We start from the raw sequence: 18,752 nt of genomic DNA, 5'->3' as shown, positions 1-18,752 counted from the left end.
AACACTGTTTTCCACTGTAGTTGTCATTCTCTGTACATCAGGTAAAACAAGGCCTTGTGCCAGTTATCCACAGATAATGGCGAGCCTAGCTTTTATAAGCTTTACAGAAAAGCTTTAAATACTTTCCTTTCTTATTTTTATATTTGCCGGCCGCCTGGGTGCTCACCAAACCACTGGGGAGCTATTTATAAGGAAACGTTGGTTGGAAATTGACCTAGAGGCTTGCTTTCTCTAGAATCCCCGGTCTCTTAAAACGGGGGCCATTCCGGCCCGTTGTGGACGAACCAGGTAACACGACATGAAACGTACTTTCCAACCAAGCACTATCAAACGCGCTCGTACCCACGGTTTCCGTGCTCGCATGGCTACCAAGAACGGTCGTGCCGTCCTGTCGCGTCGTCGCGCCAAAGGTCGTGCGCGTCTGGCAGTTTGATAATCCGGCACTGGAGGTGAGTCAGGACTTCAGTCGGGAAAAGCGTCTGCTTACTCCCCGGCATTTCAAGGCAGTCTTTGACTCCCCTACCGGCAAGGTTCCGGGGAAAAATCTCCTGCTCCTTGCGCGCAACAACGATCTTGATCACCCCCGTCTCGGGTTGGTTATCGGGAAAAAGAGCGTAAAGCTCTCCGTCGAGCGCAATCGCCTCAAACGTCTGATGCGCGAATCGTTTCGCCTGCACCAGGATTCACTGGTCGGCTGGGACATAGTTATAGTCGCGCGCAAAGGTTTGGGTGACGTAGAAAACCCCGAATTGATTCAGCATTTCGGCAAACTCTGGAAACGTCTGGCTCGCAGCTCGCCGGTACCAGCAGTCAAAACCGAAACTGTAGGGGTAGACAGTCCAGATGCGTAAACTGGCACTCGTTCCGATCCAGTTTTACCGCTATGCCATTAGTCCCCTGATGGCCAGTCACTGTCGTTTCTACCCCAGTTGTTCCTGCTACGCGTTAGAAGCCATAGAAAATCATGGCCTTCTTCGCGGTGGCTGGCTGACCTTTCGTCGTTTAGGTCGCTGTCATCCGTGGAATCCCGGTGGTTATGACCCGGTTCCACCTATCCCTACCTCCCGTTCTTCTTCGATGGCCGAGTAATCATGGATATCAAACGCACGATCCTGATCGTCGCCCTGGCAATCGTGTCCTATGTCATGGTTCTTAAATGGAACCAGGACTATGGCCAGGCTGCCCTGCCGACTCAGAATGTTGCTTCCAGTACGACTACATCCGGTTTGCCGGACACCGCCACTGGCAATAACGCTTCCGCCAGTGACGACATTCCGCGCGCCGCAAGTGATACCAGCGCACCCGCCGAAACGCCGGTGGCCGTCAGCAAAGATCTCATCCAGATCAAAACGGATGTACTGGATCTCGCGATCGACCCACAAGGTGGTGACGTTGCCCAGTTGACGCTGCCGCTGTACCCGCGTCGTCAGGATCACCCGGAAATTCCGTTCCAGCTGTTCGATAACGGTGGCGAACGTGTTTATCTGGCCCAAAGCGGCCTGATCGGCACCAATGGTCCGGATGCAAACCCGGCCGGTCGTCCGGTTTACTCCTCGGAGAAGAAGGTCTATCAACTGGCTGATGGTCAGGACCAACTGGTCGTCGACCTGAAGTTCAGCAAGGACGGCGTCAATTACATCAAGCGTTTCACCTTGAAACGTGGCCTGTATGACGTAACCGTTTCCTATCTGATCGATAACCAGAGCGCTCAGCCTTGGACCGGTGCGATGTTCGCCCAGTTGAAGCGCGACGCCAGCGCTGATCCTTCGTCCACAACTGCCACCGGCACCGCGACTTACCTGGGCGCCGCCCTGTGGACAAGTTCGGAGCCGTACAAGAAAGTGTCCATGAAGGACATGGACAAGGCGCCGTTGAAGGAAACCGTCACTGGCGGTTGGGTTGCCTGGTTGCAGCACTACTTTGTAACTGCGTGGATTCCGGAGAAGGGCGAAAACAACGTCGTTCAGACCCGTAAAGACAGCAAAGGCAACTACATCATCGGTTACACCGGCCCAGCCATCAGCGTCGCACCCGGTGCGAAAGCTGAAACCAGTGCTGTGCTGTATGCCGGTCCGAAAAGCCAGGCAGTGCTGAAACAGTTGTCCCCAGGTCTGGAACTGACTGTCGACTACGGCATTCTGTGGTTCATCGCTCAACCGATCTTCTGGCTGCTGCAGCATATCCACGCAATTGTGGGTAACTGGGGCTTCTCGATTATCTTCCTGACCATGCTGATCAAAGGGCTCTTCTTCCCGCTGTCGGCTGCCAGCTACAAATCCATGGCCCGTATGCGTGCCGTGGCACCTAAACTGGCCGCGCTGAAAGAGCAACATGGCGACGACCGGCAGAAAATGTCGCAAGCCATGATGGAGCTGTACAAGAAAGAGAAGATCAATCCGCTGGGTGGTTGCTTGCCAATCCTCGTGCAGATGCCGGTTTTCCTTTCGCTGTACTGGGTTCTGCTGGAAAGCGTGGAAATGCGCCAGGCGCCGTTCATCCTGTGGATTACTGACCTGTCGATCAAGGATCCGTTCTTCATTCTGCCGATCATCATGGGTGCAACCATGTTCATCCAGCAGCAGTTGAACCCGACTCCACCGGATCCGATGCAGGCCAAGGTGATGAAGCTGATGCCAATCATCTTCACCTTCTTCTTCCTGTGGTTCCCGGCCGGTCTGGTGCTGTACTGGGTAGTGAACAACTGCCTGTCGATCGCACAACAGTGGTACATCACACGTAAAATCGAAGCCGCTACCAAAGCCGCTGCCTGATTTACACTGTGGATAACCACTCAAAACGCCCCCTAGTGGGGCGTTTTGCTATCTGTCATTTTTGTCTGGATAAAGGTTTATGAGCGCTCCGCGTGAAACCATCGCCGCCGTCGCCACCGCCCAGGGTCGTGGCGGTGTAGGCATCGTCCGTATTTCAGGGCCGCTGGCCAGCGTTGCAGCCAAGGCTTTCAGTGGTCGCGAACTGAAACCGCGTTATGCCCACTATGGTCCTTTTCTTGGCGAAAACGACGAGGTGCTCGATCAGGGCATCGCCTTGTATTTCCCTGGACCGAACTCGTTCACGGGCGAGGATGTCCTGGAGCTTCAGGGGCATGGCGGGCCGATTGTCCTGGATATGCTGCTCAAACAGTGCCTGCACCTGGGATGCCGACTGGCCAGGCCGGGGGAATTCAGTGAGCGCGCGTTCCTGAACGACAAACTCGATCTTGCCCAGGCAGAAGCGATCGCCGACCTGATTGAAGCCAGTTCTGCACAGGCCGCACGAAATGCACTGCGCTCTCTGCAGGGTGCCTTTTCCACACGTGTGCATAACCTCACCGAACAGTTGATTGGCCTGCGCATCTACGTCGAAGCAGCCATCGACTTCCCGGAAGAGGAAATCGACTTTCTCGCTGATGGCCACGTCCTGAGCATGCTCGACAAGGTTCGTGACGAGTTATCCACCGTCATGCGCGAAGCCGGGCAGGGTGCCTTGCTGCGCGACGGCATGACCGTGGTGATTGCCGGCCGTCCGAATGCGGGGAAATCCAGCCTGCTTAACGCCCTCGCCGGCCGTGAAGCCGCGATCGTGACCGAGATTGCCGGCACCACGCGAGATGTACTGCGCGAACATATCCACATCGATGGCATGCCGCTGCACGTCGTCGATACCGCTGGTCTGCGCGATACCGATGATCATGTGGAAAAAATCGGTGTTGAACGCGCCCTCAAAGCCATCGGCGAGGCAGATCGTGTGCTGTTGGTGGTCGATGCCACCGCTCCAGAAGCGCTTGATCCATTTGCGCTGTGGCCGGAGTTCCTCGAAACCCGCCCGGATCCGGCAAAAGTCACGCTGATTCGCAACAAAGCAGACCTTACGGGCGAAGCCATTGCGCTCGAGGTCAGTGAGGACGGTCATGTCACCATCAGCCTCAGCGCAAAATCCGCGGGGGTTGGCCTCGATCTGCTGCGCGAGCACCTCAAGGCCTGCATGGGCTACGAACAGACGTCGGAAAGCAGTTTCAGTGCCCGCCGCCGGCACCTGGAAGCCCTGCGTCATGCCAGCACGGCTCTTGAACATGGGCGCGCGCAGCTGACACTGGCTGGCGCTGGGGAGTTGCTGGCCGAGGATCTGCGCCAGGCTCAGCAGTCGCTGGGAGAAATCACCGGCGCCTTCAGCTCTGATGACCTGTTGGGGAGAATTTTCTCCAGCTTCTGCATCGGTAAATAACCCACCAGTTGCTCACAGACAGGCCATTCGCGCCTGTCTGCCCCCTCGATATGTGAATAACCCCTTCAGTGCAGAGCGGCGATTGCGCGCTTGAGCGGATTTTCCGTGCCTGGATTTCCGTCGGTTGACGCATTTCTGTGGATTAAGCCCTGTGAATAACCGCCGCTAAGGTCAGTTGATAACAGGGCCTGAAAACTAGACATAACCACCGTTGTGGATAAGCCACCCTTTCATCCACAGGCTTACACCGGTTATCCAAGGGCCTTATTGGCACATGAACACAGGGTTTTGAATCTCTGTACACATTGAAAATAAAGGCCTGTATCAATCTATCCACAGAAAGGCATGTGTATAGAAATAAACATAAAAACAAAGATTTAATAAATTTCTCTCTTTTTAATTTCTATAACTCCAACTTTTCCACAGCTGGTTAAATTTTGTGCAAAGGGTTCTTTAGGAAGGGCGAAGTCCCTATACTTGTCGACCAGGTCCGAAAACCTGAGCTCAAACTATTCCTGAATTACCTACTTAAGCAGGCACGAGGTGCGTGGTGGATTTCCCTTCCCGTTTTGAAGTGATCGTCATCGGCGGCGGTCATGCCGGTACCGAGGCAGCACTGGCCTCAGCACGTATGGGGGTGAAAACCCTGTTGCTGACGCACAACGTGGAAACCCTCGGTGCCATGAGTTGCAACCCGGCCATTGGCGGCATCGGCAAAAGCCACCTGGTCAAGGAAATCGATGCCCTGGGCGGCGCGATGGCCATGGCCACCGATAAAGGCGGTATCCAATTCCGCGTGTTGAACAGCCGTAAAGGCCCGGCCGTGCGCGCAACCCGCGCCCAGGCAGACCGGATCCTTTACAAGGCCGCTGTTCGTGAAATCCTGGAAAACCAGCCGAACCTGTGGATATTTCAACAGGCTGCCGACGACCTGATCGTCGAACAGGAACAAGTACGCGGTGTTGTCACGCAAATGGGTCTGCGTTTCTTCGCCGATTCCGTGGTGTTGACCACCGGTACCTTCCTCGGCGGACTTATCCACATCGGTTTGCAGAATTTTTCCGGCGGTCGCGCCGGTGATCCACCGTCGATTGCCCTGGCTCACCGTCTGCGTGAACTGCCGCTGCGTGTCGGCCGTCTGAAAACCGGTACGCCACCGCGTATCGACGGCAAGTCTGTGGATTTCTCGGTGATGACCGAGCAACCCGGTGATACGCCGATCCCGGTGATGTCGTTCATGGGCAACAAGGAACAGCATCCACGGCAAGTCAGTTGCTGGATTACCCACACCAACGCCCGCACCCACGAAATCATTGCCGCGAACCTCGATCGTTCGCCGATGTATTCCGACGCAGGGGAAATCGAAGGCATTGGCCCGCGTTATTGCCCTTCGATCGAAGACAAGATTCACCGCTTTGCCGACAAGGAAAGCCATCAGGTGTTCATCGAGCCGGAAGGCCTGACCACCCATGAGCTCTATCCGAACGGGATATCCACAAGCTTGCCGTTCGACGTGCAGTTGCAGATCGTGCAATCGATCCGCGGTATGGAAAACGCACACATCGTGCGTCCAGGCTATGCGATCGAGTACGACTATTTCGATCCACGCGACCTGAAGTACAGCCTCGAAACCAAGGTTATCGGCGGTCTGTTCTTCGCCGGACAAATCAACGGCACCACCGGTTACGAAGAAGCCGGCGCCCAAGGTTTGCTGGCTGGGACCAACGCGGCACTGCGCGCCCAGGGCAAAGAAGCCTGGTGCCCACGCCGCGACGAGGCGTACATCGGTGTGTTGGTCGACGACCTGATCACTTTGGGAACTCAAGAACCGTACCGCATGTTCACTTCCCGTGCCGAGTACCGCCTGATCCTGCGTGAGGACAACGCCGACCTGCGTTTGACCGAAAAAGGTCGCGAACTCGGATTGGTCGATGACGCGCGTTGGGCGGCGTTCTGCAAAAAACGCGAAAACATCGAACTGGAAGAACAGCGCCTGAAAAGCACCTGGGTCCGCCCGGGGACGCAGCAGGGTGATGCGATTGCTGAAAAATTCGGTACGCCGCTGACTCACGAATACAACTTGCTCAATCTCTTGAGCCGTCCGGAAATCGACTACGCTGGTCTGGTCGAAGTGACTGGCCACGGGGCAGAAGATCCACAAGTCGCCGAACAGGTCGAAATCAAGACCAAGTACGCCGGTTACATCGACCGTCAACAGGACGAAATCGCCCGTCTGCGCGCCAGTGAAGACACGAAACTGCCTGTGGATATCGATTACACCAACATTTCCGGGCTCTCCAAGGAGATCCAGAGCAAGCTCGGCGCGACCCGTCCGGAGACGCTGGGCCAGGCTTCTCGGATTCCGGGTGTGACCCCGGCGGCCATTTCCCTGTTGATGATTCATTTGAAAAAACGCGGCGCGGGCCGTCAGTTGGAGCAAAGCGCTTGAGTTCGTTGGTCACTTCGCAACACGCAGAAGAGTTATCCACAGGCGCTCGCCAGCTTGGCGTCAGCCTGACCGAAACCCAGCACGCACAGCTGCTGGGTTATCTGGCCCTGTTGATCAAATGGAACAAGGCTTACAACCTGACTGCCGTGCGTGATCCGGACGAAATGGTCAGCCGCCATCTGCTCGACAGTCTGAGCGTGATGTCATTCATCGAAAACGGTCGCTGGCTGGACGTCGGCAGCGGTGGTGGCATGCCGGGCATTCCATTGGCCATCCTGTTTCCCGAGTCCCAGGTCACTTGCCTGGACAGCAACGGCAAGAAAACCCGCTTTCTGACCCAGGTCAAACTCGAACTCAAACTGGATAACCTGCAAGTTATCCACAGTCGTGTCGAAGCCTTCCAGCCTGAGCTGCCGTTCAATGGGATCATTTCCCGGGCGTTCAGCAGCATGGAGAACTTCAGCAACTGGACCCGCCACCTTGGCGATAGCGAAACACGCTGGCTGGCAATGAAGGGCGTTCATCCGGCCGATGAGCTGGTAGCATTGCCGGCAGACTTCAAACTCGATAGCGAACACGCCCTGGCCGTACCCGGTTGCCAAGGCCAACGCCATCTGCTGATACTGCGCCGCACGGCATGATTGGGAACACAAGCAAGAATGGCTAAGGTATTCGCGATAGCGAACCAGAAGGGTGGTGTCGGCAAGACCACCACCTGCATCAACCTCGCAGCATCCCTGGTCGCGACCAAGCGCCGGGTGCTGTTGATCGACCTCGATCCACAGGGCAACGCCACCATGGGTAGCGGTGTGGATAAACACGGCCTGGAAAACTCGGTCTATGACCTGCTGATCGGCGAGTGCGACCTGGCCCAGGCCATGCACTACTCCGAACACGGCGGTTATCAACTGCTGCCGGCCAACCGCGACCTCACCGCGGCCGAAGTGGTCCTGCTGGAAATGCAGATGAAGGAAAGCCGCCTGCGCAGTGCGCTGGCGCCGATCCGGGAAAACTACGATTACATTCTGATCGACTGCCCGCCGTCGCTGTCGATGCTGACCTTGAACGCGCTGGTCGCCGCCGACGGGGTGATTATCCCCATGCAGTGCGAGTACTTCGCCCTGGAAGGCTTGAGCGACCTTGTGGATAACATCAAGCGGATCGCCGAGTTGCTGAACCCGAACCTGAAGGTCGAAGGCTTGCTGCGTACGATGTATGACCCGCGCCTGAGCCTGATGAACGACGTTTCCGCGCAGCTCAAGGAACATTTCGGCGAGCAGCTCTACGACACCGTCATTCCGCGCAACATCCGTCTGGCCGAAGCGCCAAGCTACGGCATGCCGGCGCTGGCGTACGACAAAGCTTCGCGAGGCGCCGTTGCCTACCTGGCATTGGCGGGCGAGATGGTTCGTCGTCAACGCAAAAATTCACGCACTGCCGCCGCTCAGGCAACTTAAGGAATCCCCATGGCCGTCAAGAAACGAGGTCTCGGACGTGGACTGGATGCACTGCTGAGTGGTCCGACTGTCAGCTCGCTGGAAGAACAAGCGGCGCAAGCCGATGTTCGCGAGCTGCAACACTTGCCTTTGGACCTGCTCCAGCGTGGCAAGTATCAGCCACGCCGGGACATGGACCCACAGGCGCTTGAAGAACTGGCGCAGTCGATCAAGGCCCAGGGGGTCATGCAACCGATCGTGGTTCGCCCGATCGGCGGCGGACGTTTCGAAATCATCGCCGGTGAACGCCGCTGGCGCGCCAGCCAGCAGGCCGGACAGGAAACCATCCCGGCCATGGTGCGCGATGTGCCGGATGAAACCGCCATTGCCATCGCGCTGATCGAAAACATCCAGCGTGAAGACCTCAACCCGATTGAAGAGGCGGTGGCCCTGCAGCGTTTGCAGCAGGAATTCCAGCTGACCCAGCAACAGGTCGCCGAAGCCGTGGGCAAGTCCCGCGTGACTGTGGCCAACCTGTTGCGCCTGATTTCGCTGCCGGAAGTCATCAAGACCATGTTGTCCCACGGCGACCTGGAAATGGGTCATGCCCGTGCTTTGCTCGGATTGCCGGAAAATCAACAGGTTGAAGGGGCGCGACATGTTGTCGCACGTGGGCTGACCGTGCGCCAGACTGAAGCACTGGTTCGCCAGTGGTTGAGTGGCAAACCGGAGCCTGTGGAACCCTCGAAACCGGACCCGGATATCGCCCGTCTCGAACAGCGTCTGGCCGAGCGCCTAGGCTCTGCGGTGCAGATTCGCCACGGGAAGAAGGGTAAAGGGCAGTTGGTGATCGGCTACAACTCTCTGGATGAGCTCCAGGGTGTGCTTGCACATATCCGCTGAAACATTTCCTCATGTAGCGCGCAGTCGGAAATCACTACCTGACAGTTGAATAGGGGCTGAACCGCCCCTATACTCTGCGCGCATTTTGTCGGCACAAATTATGCCAAGTTATTGAATTTCGGCAGCCGACCATTGGAGAGCAGAAGTGATGGAAACCCGCACGCCAAACCGCTTGCCGTTCCATCGCCTGGCAGTGTTTCCGGTGTTGATGGCTCAATTTGTCGTTCTGCTCATTGCCGCTTTGGCGCTCTGGCAACGGTATGGAGTCGTTGCCGGGTACTCGGGACTCTGCGGAGGCCTGATAGCCTTGCTTCCCAATGTTTATTTTGCTCACAGGGCATTTCGGTTTTCCGGCGCCCGGGCAGCTCAAGCCATCGTCCGGTCTTTTTATGCCGGCGAGGCGGGCAAACTGATTTTGACGGCGGTGCTTTTTGCATTGACGTTCGCAGGTGTGAAGCCATTGGCGCCGCTGGCTGTATTCGGCGTCTTCGTGCTGACCCAACTGGTCAGCTGGTTCGCTCCCCTGCTGATGAGAACAAGACTTTCGAGACCTTAGGGCGTTTGAGGCAACCATGGCAGAAACAACCGCTTCGGGCTATATCCAGCACCACTTGCAGAACCTGACCTTCGGTCAGCACCCTACCGGCGGCTGGGGCTTTGCTCACACCGCAGCAGAAGCCAAGGAAATGGGCTTTTGGGCTTTCCACGTCGATACCCTCGGCTGGTCGGTCGCATTGGGTCTGATCTTCGTTCTTCTTTTCCGCATGGCGGCCAAGAAAGCGACTTCGGGTCAGCCAGGTGCTTTGCAGAACTTCGTTGAAGTATTGGTCGAATTCGTCGATGGCAGCGTGAAAGACAGCTTCCATGGCCGTAGCCCGGTGATTGCACCGCTGGCACTGACCATCTTCGTCTGGGTGTTCCTGATGAACGCCGTCGACCTGGTACCGGTCGACTGGATTCCTCAGCTGGCCATCCTGATCTCCGGCGACCATCACATCCCGTTCCGTGCCGTGTCGACTACCGACCCGAACGCGACCCTGGGCATGGCGTTCTCGGTTTTCGCACTGATCATCTTCTACAGCATCAAGGTCAAGGGCCTCGGCGGTTTCATCGGCGAGCTGACCCTGCACCCGTTCGGCAGCAAGAACATCTTCGTTCAGGCGCTGCTGATCCCGGTGAACTTCCTGCTGGAATTCGTGACCCTGATCGCCAAGCCGATCTCCCTGGCTCTGCGTCTGTTCGGCAACATGTATGCCGGTGAGCTGGTGTTCATCCTGATCGCTGTGATGTTCGGCAGCGGCCTGCTCTGGCTGAGCGGCCTGGGCGTAGTTCTGCAGTGGGCGTGGGCTGTGTTCCACATCCTGATCATCACCCTGCAGGCGTTCATCTTCATGATGCTGACCATCGTCTACCTGTCGATGGCGCACGAAGAAAACCATTAAGACCAGTCTCGACTAGTCTGATGTCCCTCCCGGTCAAACGGGAGGGGGCTCTTAACGGGGCCTCTGAAACGATTTGTTTTACCGCTTTAATCTAAAAAACCTAAACCATACGACGTAAAAGTCGGGAGGAAAGATGGAAACTGTAGTTGGTCTAACCGCTATCGCTGTTGCACTGTTGATCGGCCTGGGCGCACTGGGTACCGCAATTGGTTTCGGCCTGCTGGGCGGCAAGTTCCTGGAAGGCGCAGCGCGTCAGCCAGAAATGGTTCCAATGCTGCAAGTTAAAATGTTCATCGTTGCCGGTCTGCTCGACGCCGTAACCATGATCGGTGTTGGTATCGCTCTGTTCTTCACCTTTGCGAACCCGTTCGTTGGTCAGATCGCTGGCTAATTACTCGGATCTTCCGGGTAATTTGGTGTGATGGACAACGTAACTGCGAGGTGTTGGCGTGAACATTAATGCGACCCTGATTGGCCAGTCCGTTGCGTTCCTGATTTTTGTACTGTTCTGCATGAAGTTCGTATGGCCTCCGGTCATCGCAGCTCTGCACGAACGTCAAAAGAAGATCGCTGATGGTCTGGACGCTGCCAGCCGAGCAGCTCGCGACCTGGAGTTGGCCCAAGAGAAAGCGGGTCAGCAACTGCGCGAAGCGAAAGCTCAGGCAGCTGAAATCATCGAGCAAGCCAAGAAACGCGGTAACCAGATCGTCGAAGAGGCTGTTGAAAAAGCCCGTATCGACGCTGACCGTGTGAAGGTTCAGGCTCAAGCCGAGATCGAACAGGAACTGAACAGTGTCAAAGACGCGCTGCGTGCCCAAGTGGGCTTGCTGGCAGTCGGCGGCGCCGAGAAGATCCTGGGTGCCACAATCGATCAAAACGCGCACGCAGAGCTGGTTAACAAACTGGCTACTGAAATCTAAGCGAGGGCGATCATGGCAGAACTGACCACGTTGGCCCGACCTTACGCTAAGGCGGCCTTCGAGCACGCTCAGGCCCACCAGCAACTGGCCAATTGGTCAGCCATGCTCGGCCTGGCAGCAGCGGTGTCGCAAGACGACACCATGCAGCGCGTGCTCAAGGCCCCGCGACTGACGAGCGCAGAAAAGGCCGCCACGTTCATTGACGTGTGCGGCGACAAGTTTGATGTGAAGGCACAGAACTTCATCAACGTCGTTGCCGAAAACGACCGTCTCCCGCTCTTGCCGGAGATCGCCGCTCTGTTCGACCTGTACAAGGCCGAGCAAGAGAAATCGGTAGACGTGGAAGTAACCAGTGCTTTTGCATTGAACCAAGAACAGCAAGACAAACTCGCCAAGGTTCTCAGTGCACGACTCAACCGGGAAGTGCGCCTGCAAGTCGAGGAAGACAAATCCCTTATTGGGGGCATTGTCATCCGCGCCGGCGACCTGGTTATCGATGGCTCGATTCGCGGCAAAATCGCGAAACTTGCCGAAGCATTGAAATCTTGAGTTTGAAGGGGCAGCAGAGCAATGCAGCAACTCAATCCTTCCGAAATAAGTGAAATTATCAAGGGCCGCATCGACAAGCTCGATGTGACCTCCCAAGCCCGTAACGAAGGCACTGTCGTCAGCGTATCTGACGGCATCGTGCGGATTCACGGTCTGGCCGACGTCATGTACGGCGAGATGATCGAGTTTCCGGGCGGCGTCTACGGTATGGCCCTCAACCTGGAGCAAGACTCCGTAGGTGCCGTTGTATTGGGCGCGTACACCAGTCTGGCTGAAGGCATGAGCGCCAAGTGCACCGGCCGTATCCTGGAAGTTCCGGTTGGTAAGGAACTGCTGGGTCGCGTTGTCGACGCACTGGGTAACCCAGTTGACGGCAAAGGTCCGCTGAACAACACCGAGACCGACGCGGTCGAGAAAGTTGCTCCAGGCGTGATCTGGCGTAAGTCGGTAGACCAGCCTGTACAGACTGGCTACAAGGCTGTCGATGCCATGATCCCTGTCGGCCGTGGCCAGCGTGAGCTGATCATCGGTGACCGTCAGATCGGTAAAACCGCTCTGGCGATCGACGCGATCATCAACCAGAAAGACAGCGGCATTTTCTGCGTCTACGTAGCCATCGGTCAGAAGCAATCGACCATCGCCAACGTAGTTCGCAAGCTGGAAGAAAACGGTGCACTGGCTAACACCATCATCGTTGCAGCGAGCGCTTCGGAATCTGCAGCACTGCAGTTCCTGGCTCCGTACTCCGGTTGCACCATGGGCGAATACTTCCGCGATCGCGGTGAAGACGCGCTGATCGTTTATGACGATCTGTCCAAGCAAGCAGTGGCTTACCGCCAGATTTCCCTGCTGCTGCGCCGTCCACCAGGCCGTGAAGCTTACCCAGGCGACGTGTTCTATCTCCACTCCCGTCTGCTGGAGCGCGCATCCCGCGTTTCGGAAGAGTACGTAGAGAAGTTCACCAACGGCGCAGTGACCGGCAAAACCGGTTCCCTGACCGCACTGCCGATCATCGAAACCCAGGCTGGCGACGTTTCCGCGTTCGTTCCGACCAACGTGATTTCCATCACTGACGGTCAGATCTTCCTGGAATCGGCCATGTTCAACTCGGGCATCCGCCCTGCAGTGAACGCCGGTGTTTCGGTATCCCGTGTGGGTGGTGCCGCTCAGACCAAGATCATCAAGAAGCTGTCCGGTGGTATCCGTACCGCTCTGGCTCAGTACCGTGAACTGGCGGCATTCGCCCAGTTCGCTTCTGACCTGGACGAAGCGACCCGTAAGCAACTTGAGCATGGTCAGCGCGTTACCGAGCTGATGAAGCAGAAGCAATACGCGCCAATGTCGATCGCCGACATGTCGCTGTCGCTGTATGCCGCTGAGCGTGGGTTCCTGACTGACGTTGAAATCACCAAGATCGGCAGCTTCGAGCAAGCGCTGATCGCTTACTTCAACCGCGATCACGCCGATTTGATGGCGAAGATCAACGTTAAAGGTGACTTCAATGACGAAATCGATGGCGGCCTGAAAGCCGGTATCGAGAAGTTCAAGGCCACCCAAACCTGGTAAGCCGCAGCGGGAGCCGCAAGGCTCCCGCTTGCTAACCTGATAGGTGTTACATGGCAGGCGCAAAAGAGATTCGCAGTAAGATTGCGAGCATCAAAAGCACGCAAAAGATTACCAGCGCCATGGAAAAAGTGGCGGTCAGCAAAATGCGCAAGGCACAAATGCGCATGGCTGCTAGCCGTCCTTATGCGGAGCGCATCCGCCAGGTTATTGGTCATCTGGCCAACGCCAACCCGGAATATCGCCACCCGTTCATGATCGACCGTGAAGTCAAGCGTGTCGGTTATGTCGTAGTGAGCAGTGACCGTGGTCTGTGTGGTGGCTTGAACACCAACCTGTTCAAGGCTTTGGTCAAGGACATGGCGGTAAACCGCGAGAAAGGCGTCGAGATCGATCTGTGTGTAGTTGGTAGCAAGGGTGCGGCTTTCTTCCGCAACTTCGGCGGTAACGTCGTTGCAGCTATCAGCCACCTGGGTGAAGAGCCGTCGATCAATGACCTGATCGGCAGCGTCAAGGTGATGCTGGATGCCTACTTGGACGGCCGTATTGACCGCCTGTCCGTGGTGTCCAACAAGTTCATCAACACCATGACACAACAGCCTACCGTGGAGCAGTTGATTCCATTGGTGGCAACCCCGGATCAAGAACTCAAGCACCACTGGGACTATCTCTACGAACCGGATGCCAAGGAGCTGCTGGACGGCTTGATGGTCCGTTACGTGGAGTCGCAGGTCTACCAGGCGGTGGTCGAGAACAACGCGGCTGAACAAGCTGCGCGGATGATCGCGATGAAGAACGCTACCGACAACGCCGGTGATTTGATCAGCGATTTGCAGCTGGTCTACAACAAGGCGCGTCAGGCTGCGATCACCCAAGAGATCTCGGAAATCGTCGGCGGCGCTGCCGCGGTTTAACGGTTCAAATATTCAGAGGATCCAGCTATGAGTAGCGGACGTATCGTTCAAATCATCGGCGCCGTTATCGACGTGGAATTCCCACGCGACAGCGTACCGAGCATCTACGACGCCTTGAAAGTTCAAGGCGCCGAAACCACTCTGGAAGTTCAGCAGCAGCTGGGCGACGGCGTGGTTCGTACCATTGCGATGGGCTCCACCGAAGGCTTGAAGCGCGGTCTGGACGTCAACAACACTGGCGCAGCCATCTCCGTACCGGTCGGTAAAGCGACCCTGGGCCGGATCATGGACGTACTGGGCAACCCGATCGACGAAGCTGGCCCGATCGGCGAAGAAGAGCGCTGGGGTATCCACCGCGCCGCTCCTTCCTTCGCAGAACAGGCTGGCGGCAACGAGCTGCTGGAAACAGGCATCAAGGTTATCGACCTGGTTTGCCCGTTCGCCAAGGGTGGTAAGGTCGGTCTGTTCGGTGGTGCCGGTGTAGGTAAAACCGTAAACATGATGGAACTGATCCGTAACATCGCCATCGAGCACAGCGGTTATTCCGTGTTCGCCGGTGTGGGTGAGCGTACTCGTGAGGGTAACGACTTCTACCACGAGATGAAGGATTCCAACGTACTGGACAAGGTTGCTCTGGTATACGGCCAAATGAACGAGCCACCAGGAAACCGTCTGCGCGTAGCGCTGACCGGCCTGACCATGGCTGAGAAGTTCCGTGACGAAGGTAACGACGTTCTGCTGTTCGTCGACAACATCTATCGTTACACCCTGGCCGGTACTGAAGTATCCGCACTGCTGGGCCGTATGCCTTCTGCAGTAGGTTACCAGCCGACCCTGGCTGAAGAGATGGGCGTGCTGCAAGAGCGCATCACTTCGACCAAGCAAGGTTCGATTACTTCGATCCAGGCGGTATACGTACCAGCGGACGACTTGACCGACCCGTCGCCAGCGACCACCTTCGCCCACTTGGACGCCACCGTCGTTCTGTCCCGTGACATCGCTTCCCTGGGTATCTACCCAGCGGTAGACCCACTGGACTCGACTTCGCGTCAGCTGGACCCGAACGTGATCGGCAACGACCACTACGAAACCGCTCGCGGTGTTCAGTACGTGCTGCAGCGTTACAAAGAACTGAAGGACATCATTGCGATCCTGGGTATGGACGAGCTGTCGGAAGCCGACAAGCAGTTGGTAAACCGTGCTCGTAAGATCCAGCGCTTCTTGTCGCAGCCGTTCTTCGTGGCTGAAGTCTTCACCGGTGCATCGGGTAAATACGTTTCCCTGAAAGACACCATTGCTGGCTTCAAAGGCATCCTCAACGGTGACTACGACCACCTGCCAGAACAAGCGTTCTACATGGTTGGCGGCATCGAAGAAGCGATCGAGAAAGCCAAGAAACTGTAATCCCGGCGCCCGGCAACGGGCGCTAATTTAGGTTGAGGCAATCAGATGGCTATGACAGTCCATTGCGATATCGTCAGCGCGGAAGGGGAAATCTTTTCCGGCCTGGTCGAGATGGTGATTGCGCACGGTGCACTGGGTGATCTTGGTATCGCCCTGGGTCACGCGCCGCTGATCACTAATCTGAAGCCAGGTCCGATCCGCCTGATCAAGCAGGGCGGGGAAGCCGAGGTGTTCTACATCTCCGGTGGTTTCCTCGAGGTTCAGCCGAACATGGTCAAGGTTCTCGCCGACACCGTGCAACGGGCTGCCGACCTGGACGAAGCCGCAGCTTTGGAAGCCGTTAAGGCTGCCGAGAAAGCCTTGCATGAGCGAGGCGCGGAATTCGATTACGGTTCTGCTGCCGCACGTCTGGCCGAGGCCGCAGCTCAGCTGCGCACCGTCCAGCAGATCCGCAAGAAGTTCGGCCACTAAGGTCACGCTTGTTGTGCGATTGATTAAAAAGGGTAGCCTCGGCTACCCTTTTTTCTTTTCCGAATTTTTTACAACCCGGTCGCAGCCGCTGACCACCCAGGATTGGTAGCCAGTCATGTCCCTAGAAATCGTTATTCTCGCTGCTGGCCAAGGCACGCGTATGCGTTCGGCGTTGCCAAAGGTTTTGCACCCGATTGCCGGCAACTCGATGCTTGGTCATGTTATCCACAGCGCCCGACAACTTGATCCACAGCGCATTCACGTGGTGATCGGCCACGGTGCCGATGCGGTGCGCGAGCGTCTGGCGGCGGACGATCTGAATTTCGTCCTGCAGGACAAACAGCTGGGCACCGGTCACGCCGTCGCTCAAGCGGTTCCTTTCATCCAATCCGACACCGTGCTGGTACTTTACGGTGACGTGCCGTTGATCGAGGTTGAAACTCTCCAGCGTCTGCTCAAGCAGGTCGGTCCGCAGCAATTGGGTCTGTTGACTGTCGAACTGGATGACCCGACCGGTTACGGCCGCATTGTTCGGGATGCCGAGGGCAAGGTGACTGCGATCGTCGAGCAGAAAGACGCCAACGAAGCCCAGCGCAAAATCAGTGAAGGTAACACCGGCATCCTGGCTTTGCCGTTTGAACGGCTTGGCGACTGGATGAGCCGTCTGTCCAACAACAATGCACAGGGCGAGTACTACCTGACCGACGTGATCGCCATGGCGGTGAGCGACGGATTGGTGGTGGCGACCGAACAACCCCACGATGCCATGGAAGTGCAAGGTGCCAACGATCGTCGGCAGTTGTCCGAACTTGAGCGGCACTATCAGCTGCGCGCCGGTCGCCGCTTGATGGCCCAAGGCGTAACGCTGCGCGACCCGGCACGTTTCGACGTGCGTGGTGAAGTGACGGTAGGCCGTGACGTGTTGATTGATATCAACGTGATTCTCGAAGGCAAAGTGGTCATCGAAGACGATGTCGTCATCGGCCCGAACTGCGTAATCAAGGACAGCACCCTGCGCAAAGGCGTGGTGATCAAGGCCAACAGCCACATCGAAGGTGCGGTCCTGGGCGAGGGCAGCGATGCCGGTCCGTTTGCGCGCCTGCGCCCCGGCACCGTGCTCGAAGCGCGGGCGCATGTGGGTAACTTCGTCGAGCTGAAAAACGCCCACATGGGCGAAGGCGCCAAGGCCGGTCACCTGACCTACCTGGGCGATGCCGAAGTCGGTGCGCGCACCAACATTGGCGCGGGCACCATCACCTGCAACTACGACGGTGCCAACAAGTGGAAAACCGTGCTGGGCGCTGACGTGTTCATTGGTTCCAACAACTCGTTGGTAGCGCCTGTGGATATCCTCGACGGCGCGACCACTGCAGCCGGCTCGACCATTACCTCGACTGTGGATAAATCCCAGTTGGCGGTAGGACGCGCTCGCCAGAAGAACATCGATGGCTGGAAGCGGCCGGAGAAGGTCAAGAAGTCGTAAGTTATCCACAGCTGCTCTTGCAGGAGCGAGCTAGCTCGCGATGAACCTGAACGATTGCGCATTTTTTCTGAATAACCGCATCGTTCACGTACCCATGGCGCGCAGGCTCGTTCCCACACCGGTTTATCCACAATTCTTTTTATTGCCCGACGCTTGACGAAGTTTCACTGATAGGTTTTGATTGCTTCCGTTATCTTTCGAAACGAAACTTATCAGCTCATGTCGAAGCGCAATACACCTCAACGCCGCCACAACATCCTCGCCTTGCTCAACGAGCAGGGCGAAGTCAGTGTGGACGAACTGGCCAAGCGCTTCGAAACCTCCGAAGTTACGATTCGCAAGGATCTGGCGGCGCTCGAAAGCAATGGCTTGCTGCTGCGTCGTTATGGCGGCGCAATCACCATGCCTCAGGAACTGGTGGCGGACCTCGGCCAGCCGGTTTCGAAATTCAAACAGGCCATCGCTCGTGCTGCCGTTTCACGGATTCGCGAGCACGCGCGGATCATCATCGACAGCGGCAGCACTACGGCTTCCATGATCCCGGAACTGGGCCAGCAACCCGGCCTGGTGGTGATGACCAACTCCCTGCATGTCGCCAATGCCCTGAGCGAACTCGAGCATGAACCGGTGCTGCTGATGACGGGTGGCACCTGGGACCCGCATTCCGAGTCCTTCCAGGGCCAGGTGGCCGAGCAGGTACTACGCTCTTACGACTTCGATCAGTTGTTCATCGGAGCCGATGGCATCGATCTGGTTCGCGGTACCACCACCTTCAACGAACTGCTGGGGCTGAGCCGGGTCATGGCCGAAGTCGCCCGTGAAGTGGTGGTGATGGTCGAATCCGACAAGATCGGCCGCAAGATACCCAACCTGGAGCTGCCGTGGAGCAGTGTCCATACCCTTATTACCGATGATCGCCTGCCGCTTGAGGCGCGTGATCAGATTCAGGCCCGCGGCATCACCTTGATATGCGCGGCTGTCAGTCAGGAGAAATAGC

The 18,752-nt window shown here is 57.0% G+C and carries 20 protein-coding genes; all 20 read left to right on the top strand.

Features of this window, described 5'->3' with window-relative positions:
* Window positions 1-298 precede the first annotated feature (298 nt).
* On the top strand, window positions 299-433 hold the full coding sequence (gene rpmH, locus EIY72_RS07100; protein WP_003213577.1) for a 50S ribosomal protein L34: 135 nt from the start codon (window positions 299-301) through the stop codon (window positions 431-433).
* Between the two features lie 16 nt (window positions 434-449).
* Window positions 450-851, top strand: a complete 402-nt coding sequence (gene rnpA, locus EIY72_RS07095) for a ribonuclease P protein component (protein WP_197678881.1) — start codon at window positions 450-452, stop codon at window positions 849-851.
* Window positions 844-1,089: a membrane protein insertion efficiency factor YidD gene (gene yidD / locus EIY72_RS07090; protein WP_010207715.1), complete on the top strand. Its 246-nt coding sequence runs from the start codon at window positions 844-846 to the stop codon at window positions 1,087-1,089. The genes rnpA and yidD overlap by 8 nt, the downstream gene beginning before the upstream one ends.
* Window positions 1,090-1,091: 2 nt before the next feature.
* Window positions 1,092-2,771, top strand: coding sequence for a membrane protein insertase YidC (yidC, locus tag EIY72_RS07085; RefSeq protein ID WP_093228312.1), 1,680 nt, complete (start codon window positions 1,092-1,094; stop codon window positions 2,769-2,771).
* A gap of 79 nt (window positions 2,772-2,850) precedes the next feature.
* Complete coding sequence (gene mnmE, locus EIY72_RS07080) at window positions 2,851-4,221, top strand: tRNA uridine-5-carboxymethylaminomethyl(34) synthesis GTPase MnmE (RefSeq protein ID WP_093228315.1); 1,371 nt, start codon at window positions 2,851-2,853, stop codon at window positions 4,219-4,221.
* 550 nt (window positions 4,222-4,771) lie between these two features.
* Window positions 4,772-6,670, top strand: a complete 1,899-nt coding sequence (gene mnmG, locus EIY72_RS07070) for a tRNA uridine-5-carboxymethylaminomethyl(34) synthesis enzyme MnmG (protein ID WP_093228318.1) — start codon at window positions 4,772-4,774, stop codon at window positions 6,668-6,670.
* On the top strand, window positions 6,667-7,311 hold the full coding sequence (gene rsmG, locus EIY72_RS07065) for a 16S rRNA (guanine(527)-N(7))-methyltransferase RsmG (RefSeq protein WP_093228320.1): 645 nt from the start codon (window positions 6,667-6,669) through the stop codon (window positions 7,309-7,311). The genes mnmG and rsmG overlap by 4 nt, the downstream gene beginning before the upstream one ends.
* Before the next feature lie 18 nt (window positions 7,312-7,329).
* Window positions 7,330-8,127: a ParA family protein gene (locus tag EIY72_RS07060; protein WP_093228322.1), complete on the top strand. Its 798-nt coding sequence runs from the start codon at window positions 7,330-7,332 to the stop codon at window positions 8,125-8,127.
* 9 nt (window positions 8,128-8,136) lie between these two features.
* A complete protein-coding gene (locus EIY72_RS07055) occupies window positions 8,137-9,009 on the top strand; it encodes a ParB/RepB/Spo0J family partition protein (RefSeq protein WP_093228325.1) in 873 nt (290 codons plus the stop codon).
* A 148-nt stretch (window positions 9,010-9,157) separates the two neighbouring features.
* A complete protein-coding gene (locus EIY72_RS07050; RefSeq protein ID WP_007985054.1) occupies window positions 9,158-9,565 on the top strand; it encodes a F0F1 ATP synthase subunit I in 408 nt (135 codons plus the stop codon).
* Between the two features lie 16 nt (window positions 9,566-9,581).
* Window positions 9,582-10,451 carry a F0F1 ATP synthase subunit A gene (gene atpB, locus EIY72_RS07045; protein WP_007969902.1) on the top strand — a complete coding sequence of 290 codons (870 nt, stop codon included), beginning with the start codon at window positions 9,582-9,584 and terminating at the stop codon, window positions 10,449-10,451.
* Window positions 10,452-10,584: 133 nt separating this feature from the next.
* Window positions 10,585-10,842, top strand: coding sequence for a F0F1 ATP synthase subunit C (atpE, locus tag EIY72_RS07040; RefSeq protein ID WP_003097235.1), 258 nt, complete (start codon window positions 10,585-10,587; stop codon window positions 10,840-10,842).
* Window positions 10,843-10,900: 58 nt separating this feature from the next.
* Window positions 10,901-11,371, top strand: coding sequence for a F0F1 ATP synthase subunit B (locus EIY72_RS07035; protein WP_034149395.1), 471 nt, complete (start codon window positions 10,901-10,903; stop codon window positions 11,369-11,371).
* A gap of 12 nt (window positions 11,372-11,383) precedes the next feature.
* Window positions 11,384-11,920, top strand: a complete 537-nt coding sequence (locus tag EIY72_RS07030; RefSeq protein ID WP_093228328.1) for a F0F1 ATP synthase subunit delta — start codon at window positions 11,384-11,386, stop codon at window positions 11,918-11,920.
* A 21-nt stretch (window positions 11,921-11,941) separates the two neighbouring features.
* The gene (gene atpA, locus EIY72_RS07025) at window positions 11,942-13,486 is read left to right on the top strand and encodes a F0F1 ATP synthase subunit alpha (RefSeq protein ID WP_093228332.1); all 1,545 of its coding nucleotides are present in this window, start codon (window positions 11,942-11,944) and stop codon (window positions 13,484-13,486) included.
* Between the two features lie 50 nt (window positions 13,487-13,536).
* The gene (gene atpG / locus EIY72_RS07020) at window positions 13,537-14,397 is read left to right on the top strand and encodes a F0F1 ATP synthase subunit gamma (protein ID WP_093228336.1); all 861 of its coding nucleotides are present in this window, start codon (window positions 13,537-13,539) and stop codon (window positions 14,395-14,397) included.
* A 27-nt stretch (window positions 14,398-14,424) separates the two neighbouring features.
* Window positions 14,425-15,801: a F0F1 ATP synthase subunit beta gene (atpD, locus tag EIY72_RS07015; RefSeq protein WP_007954162.1), complete on the top strand. Its 1,377-nt coding sequence runs from the start codon at window positions 14,425-14,427 to the stop codon at window positions 15,799-15,801.
* Window positions 15,802-15,846: 45 nt separating this feature from the next.
* Window positions 15,847-16,272 (top strand): F0F1 ATP synthase subunit epsilon, encoded by a 426-nt coding sequence (locus EIY72_RS07010; protein ID WP_093228338.1) that lies wholly within the window; start codon window positions 15,847-15,849, stop codon window positions 16,270-16,272.
* A 115-nt stretch (window positions 16,273-16,387) separates the two neighbouring features.
* On the top strand, window positions 16,388-17,755 hold the full coding sequence (gene glmU / locus EIY72_RS07005) for a bifunctional UDP-N-acetylglucosamine diphosphorylase/glucosamine-1-phosphate N-acetyltransferase GlmU (RefSeq protein WP_093228341.1): 1,368 nt from the start codon (window positions 16,388-16,390) through the stop codon (window positions 17,753-17,755).
* 219 nt (window positions 17,756-17,974) lie between these two features.
* The gene (locus tag EIY72_RS07000; protein WP_093228345.1) at window positions 17,975-18,751 is read left to right on the top strand and encodes a DeoR/GlpR family DNA-binding transcription regulator; all 777 of its coding nucleotides are present in this window, start codon (window positions 17,975-17,977) and stop codon (window positions 18,749-18,751) included.
* Window position 18,752 lies beyond the last annotated feature (1 nt).

Source organism: Pseudomonas vancouverensis, assembly GCF_004348895.1.
GTDB lineage: Bacteria > Pseudomonadota > Gammaproteobacteria > Pseudomonadales > Pseudomonadaceae > Aquipseudomonas > Aquipseudomonas vancouverensis.
The sequence above is the reverse complement of the archived record's forward strand: the minus strand, read 5'-3'. Positions and strand labels throughout refer to the sequence as shown.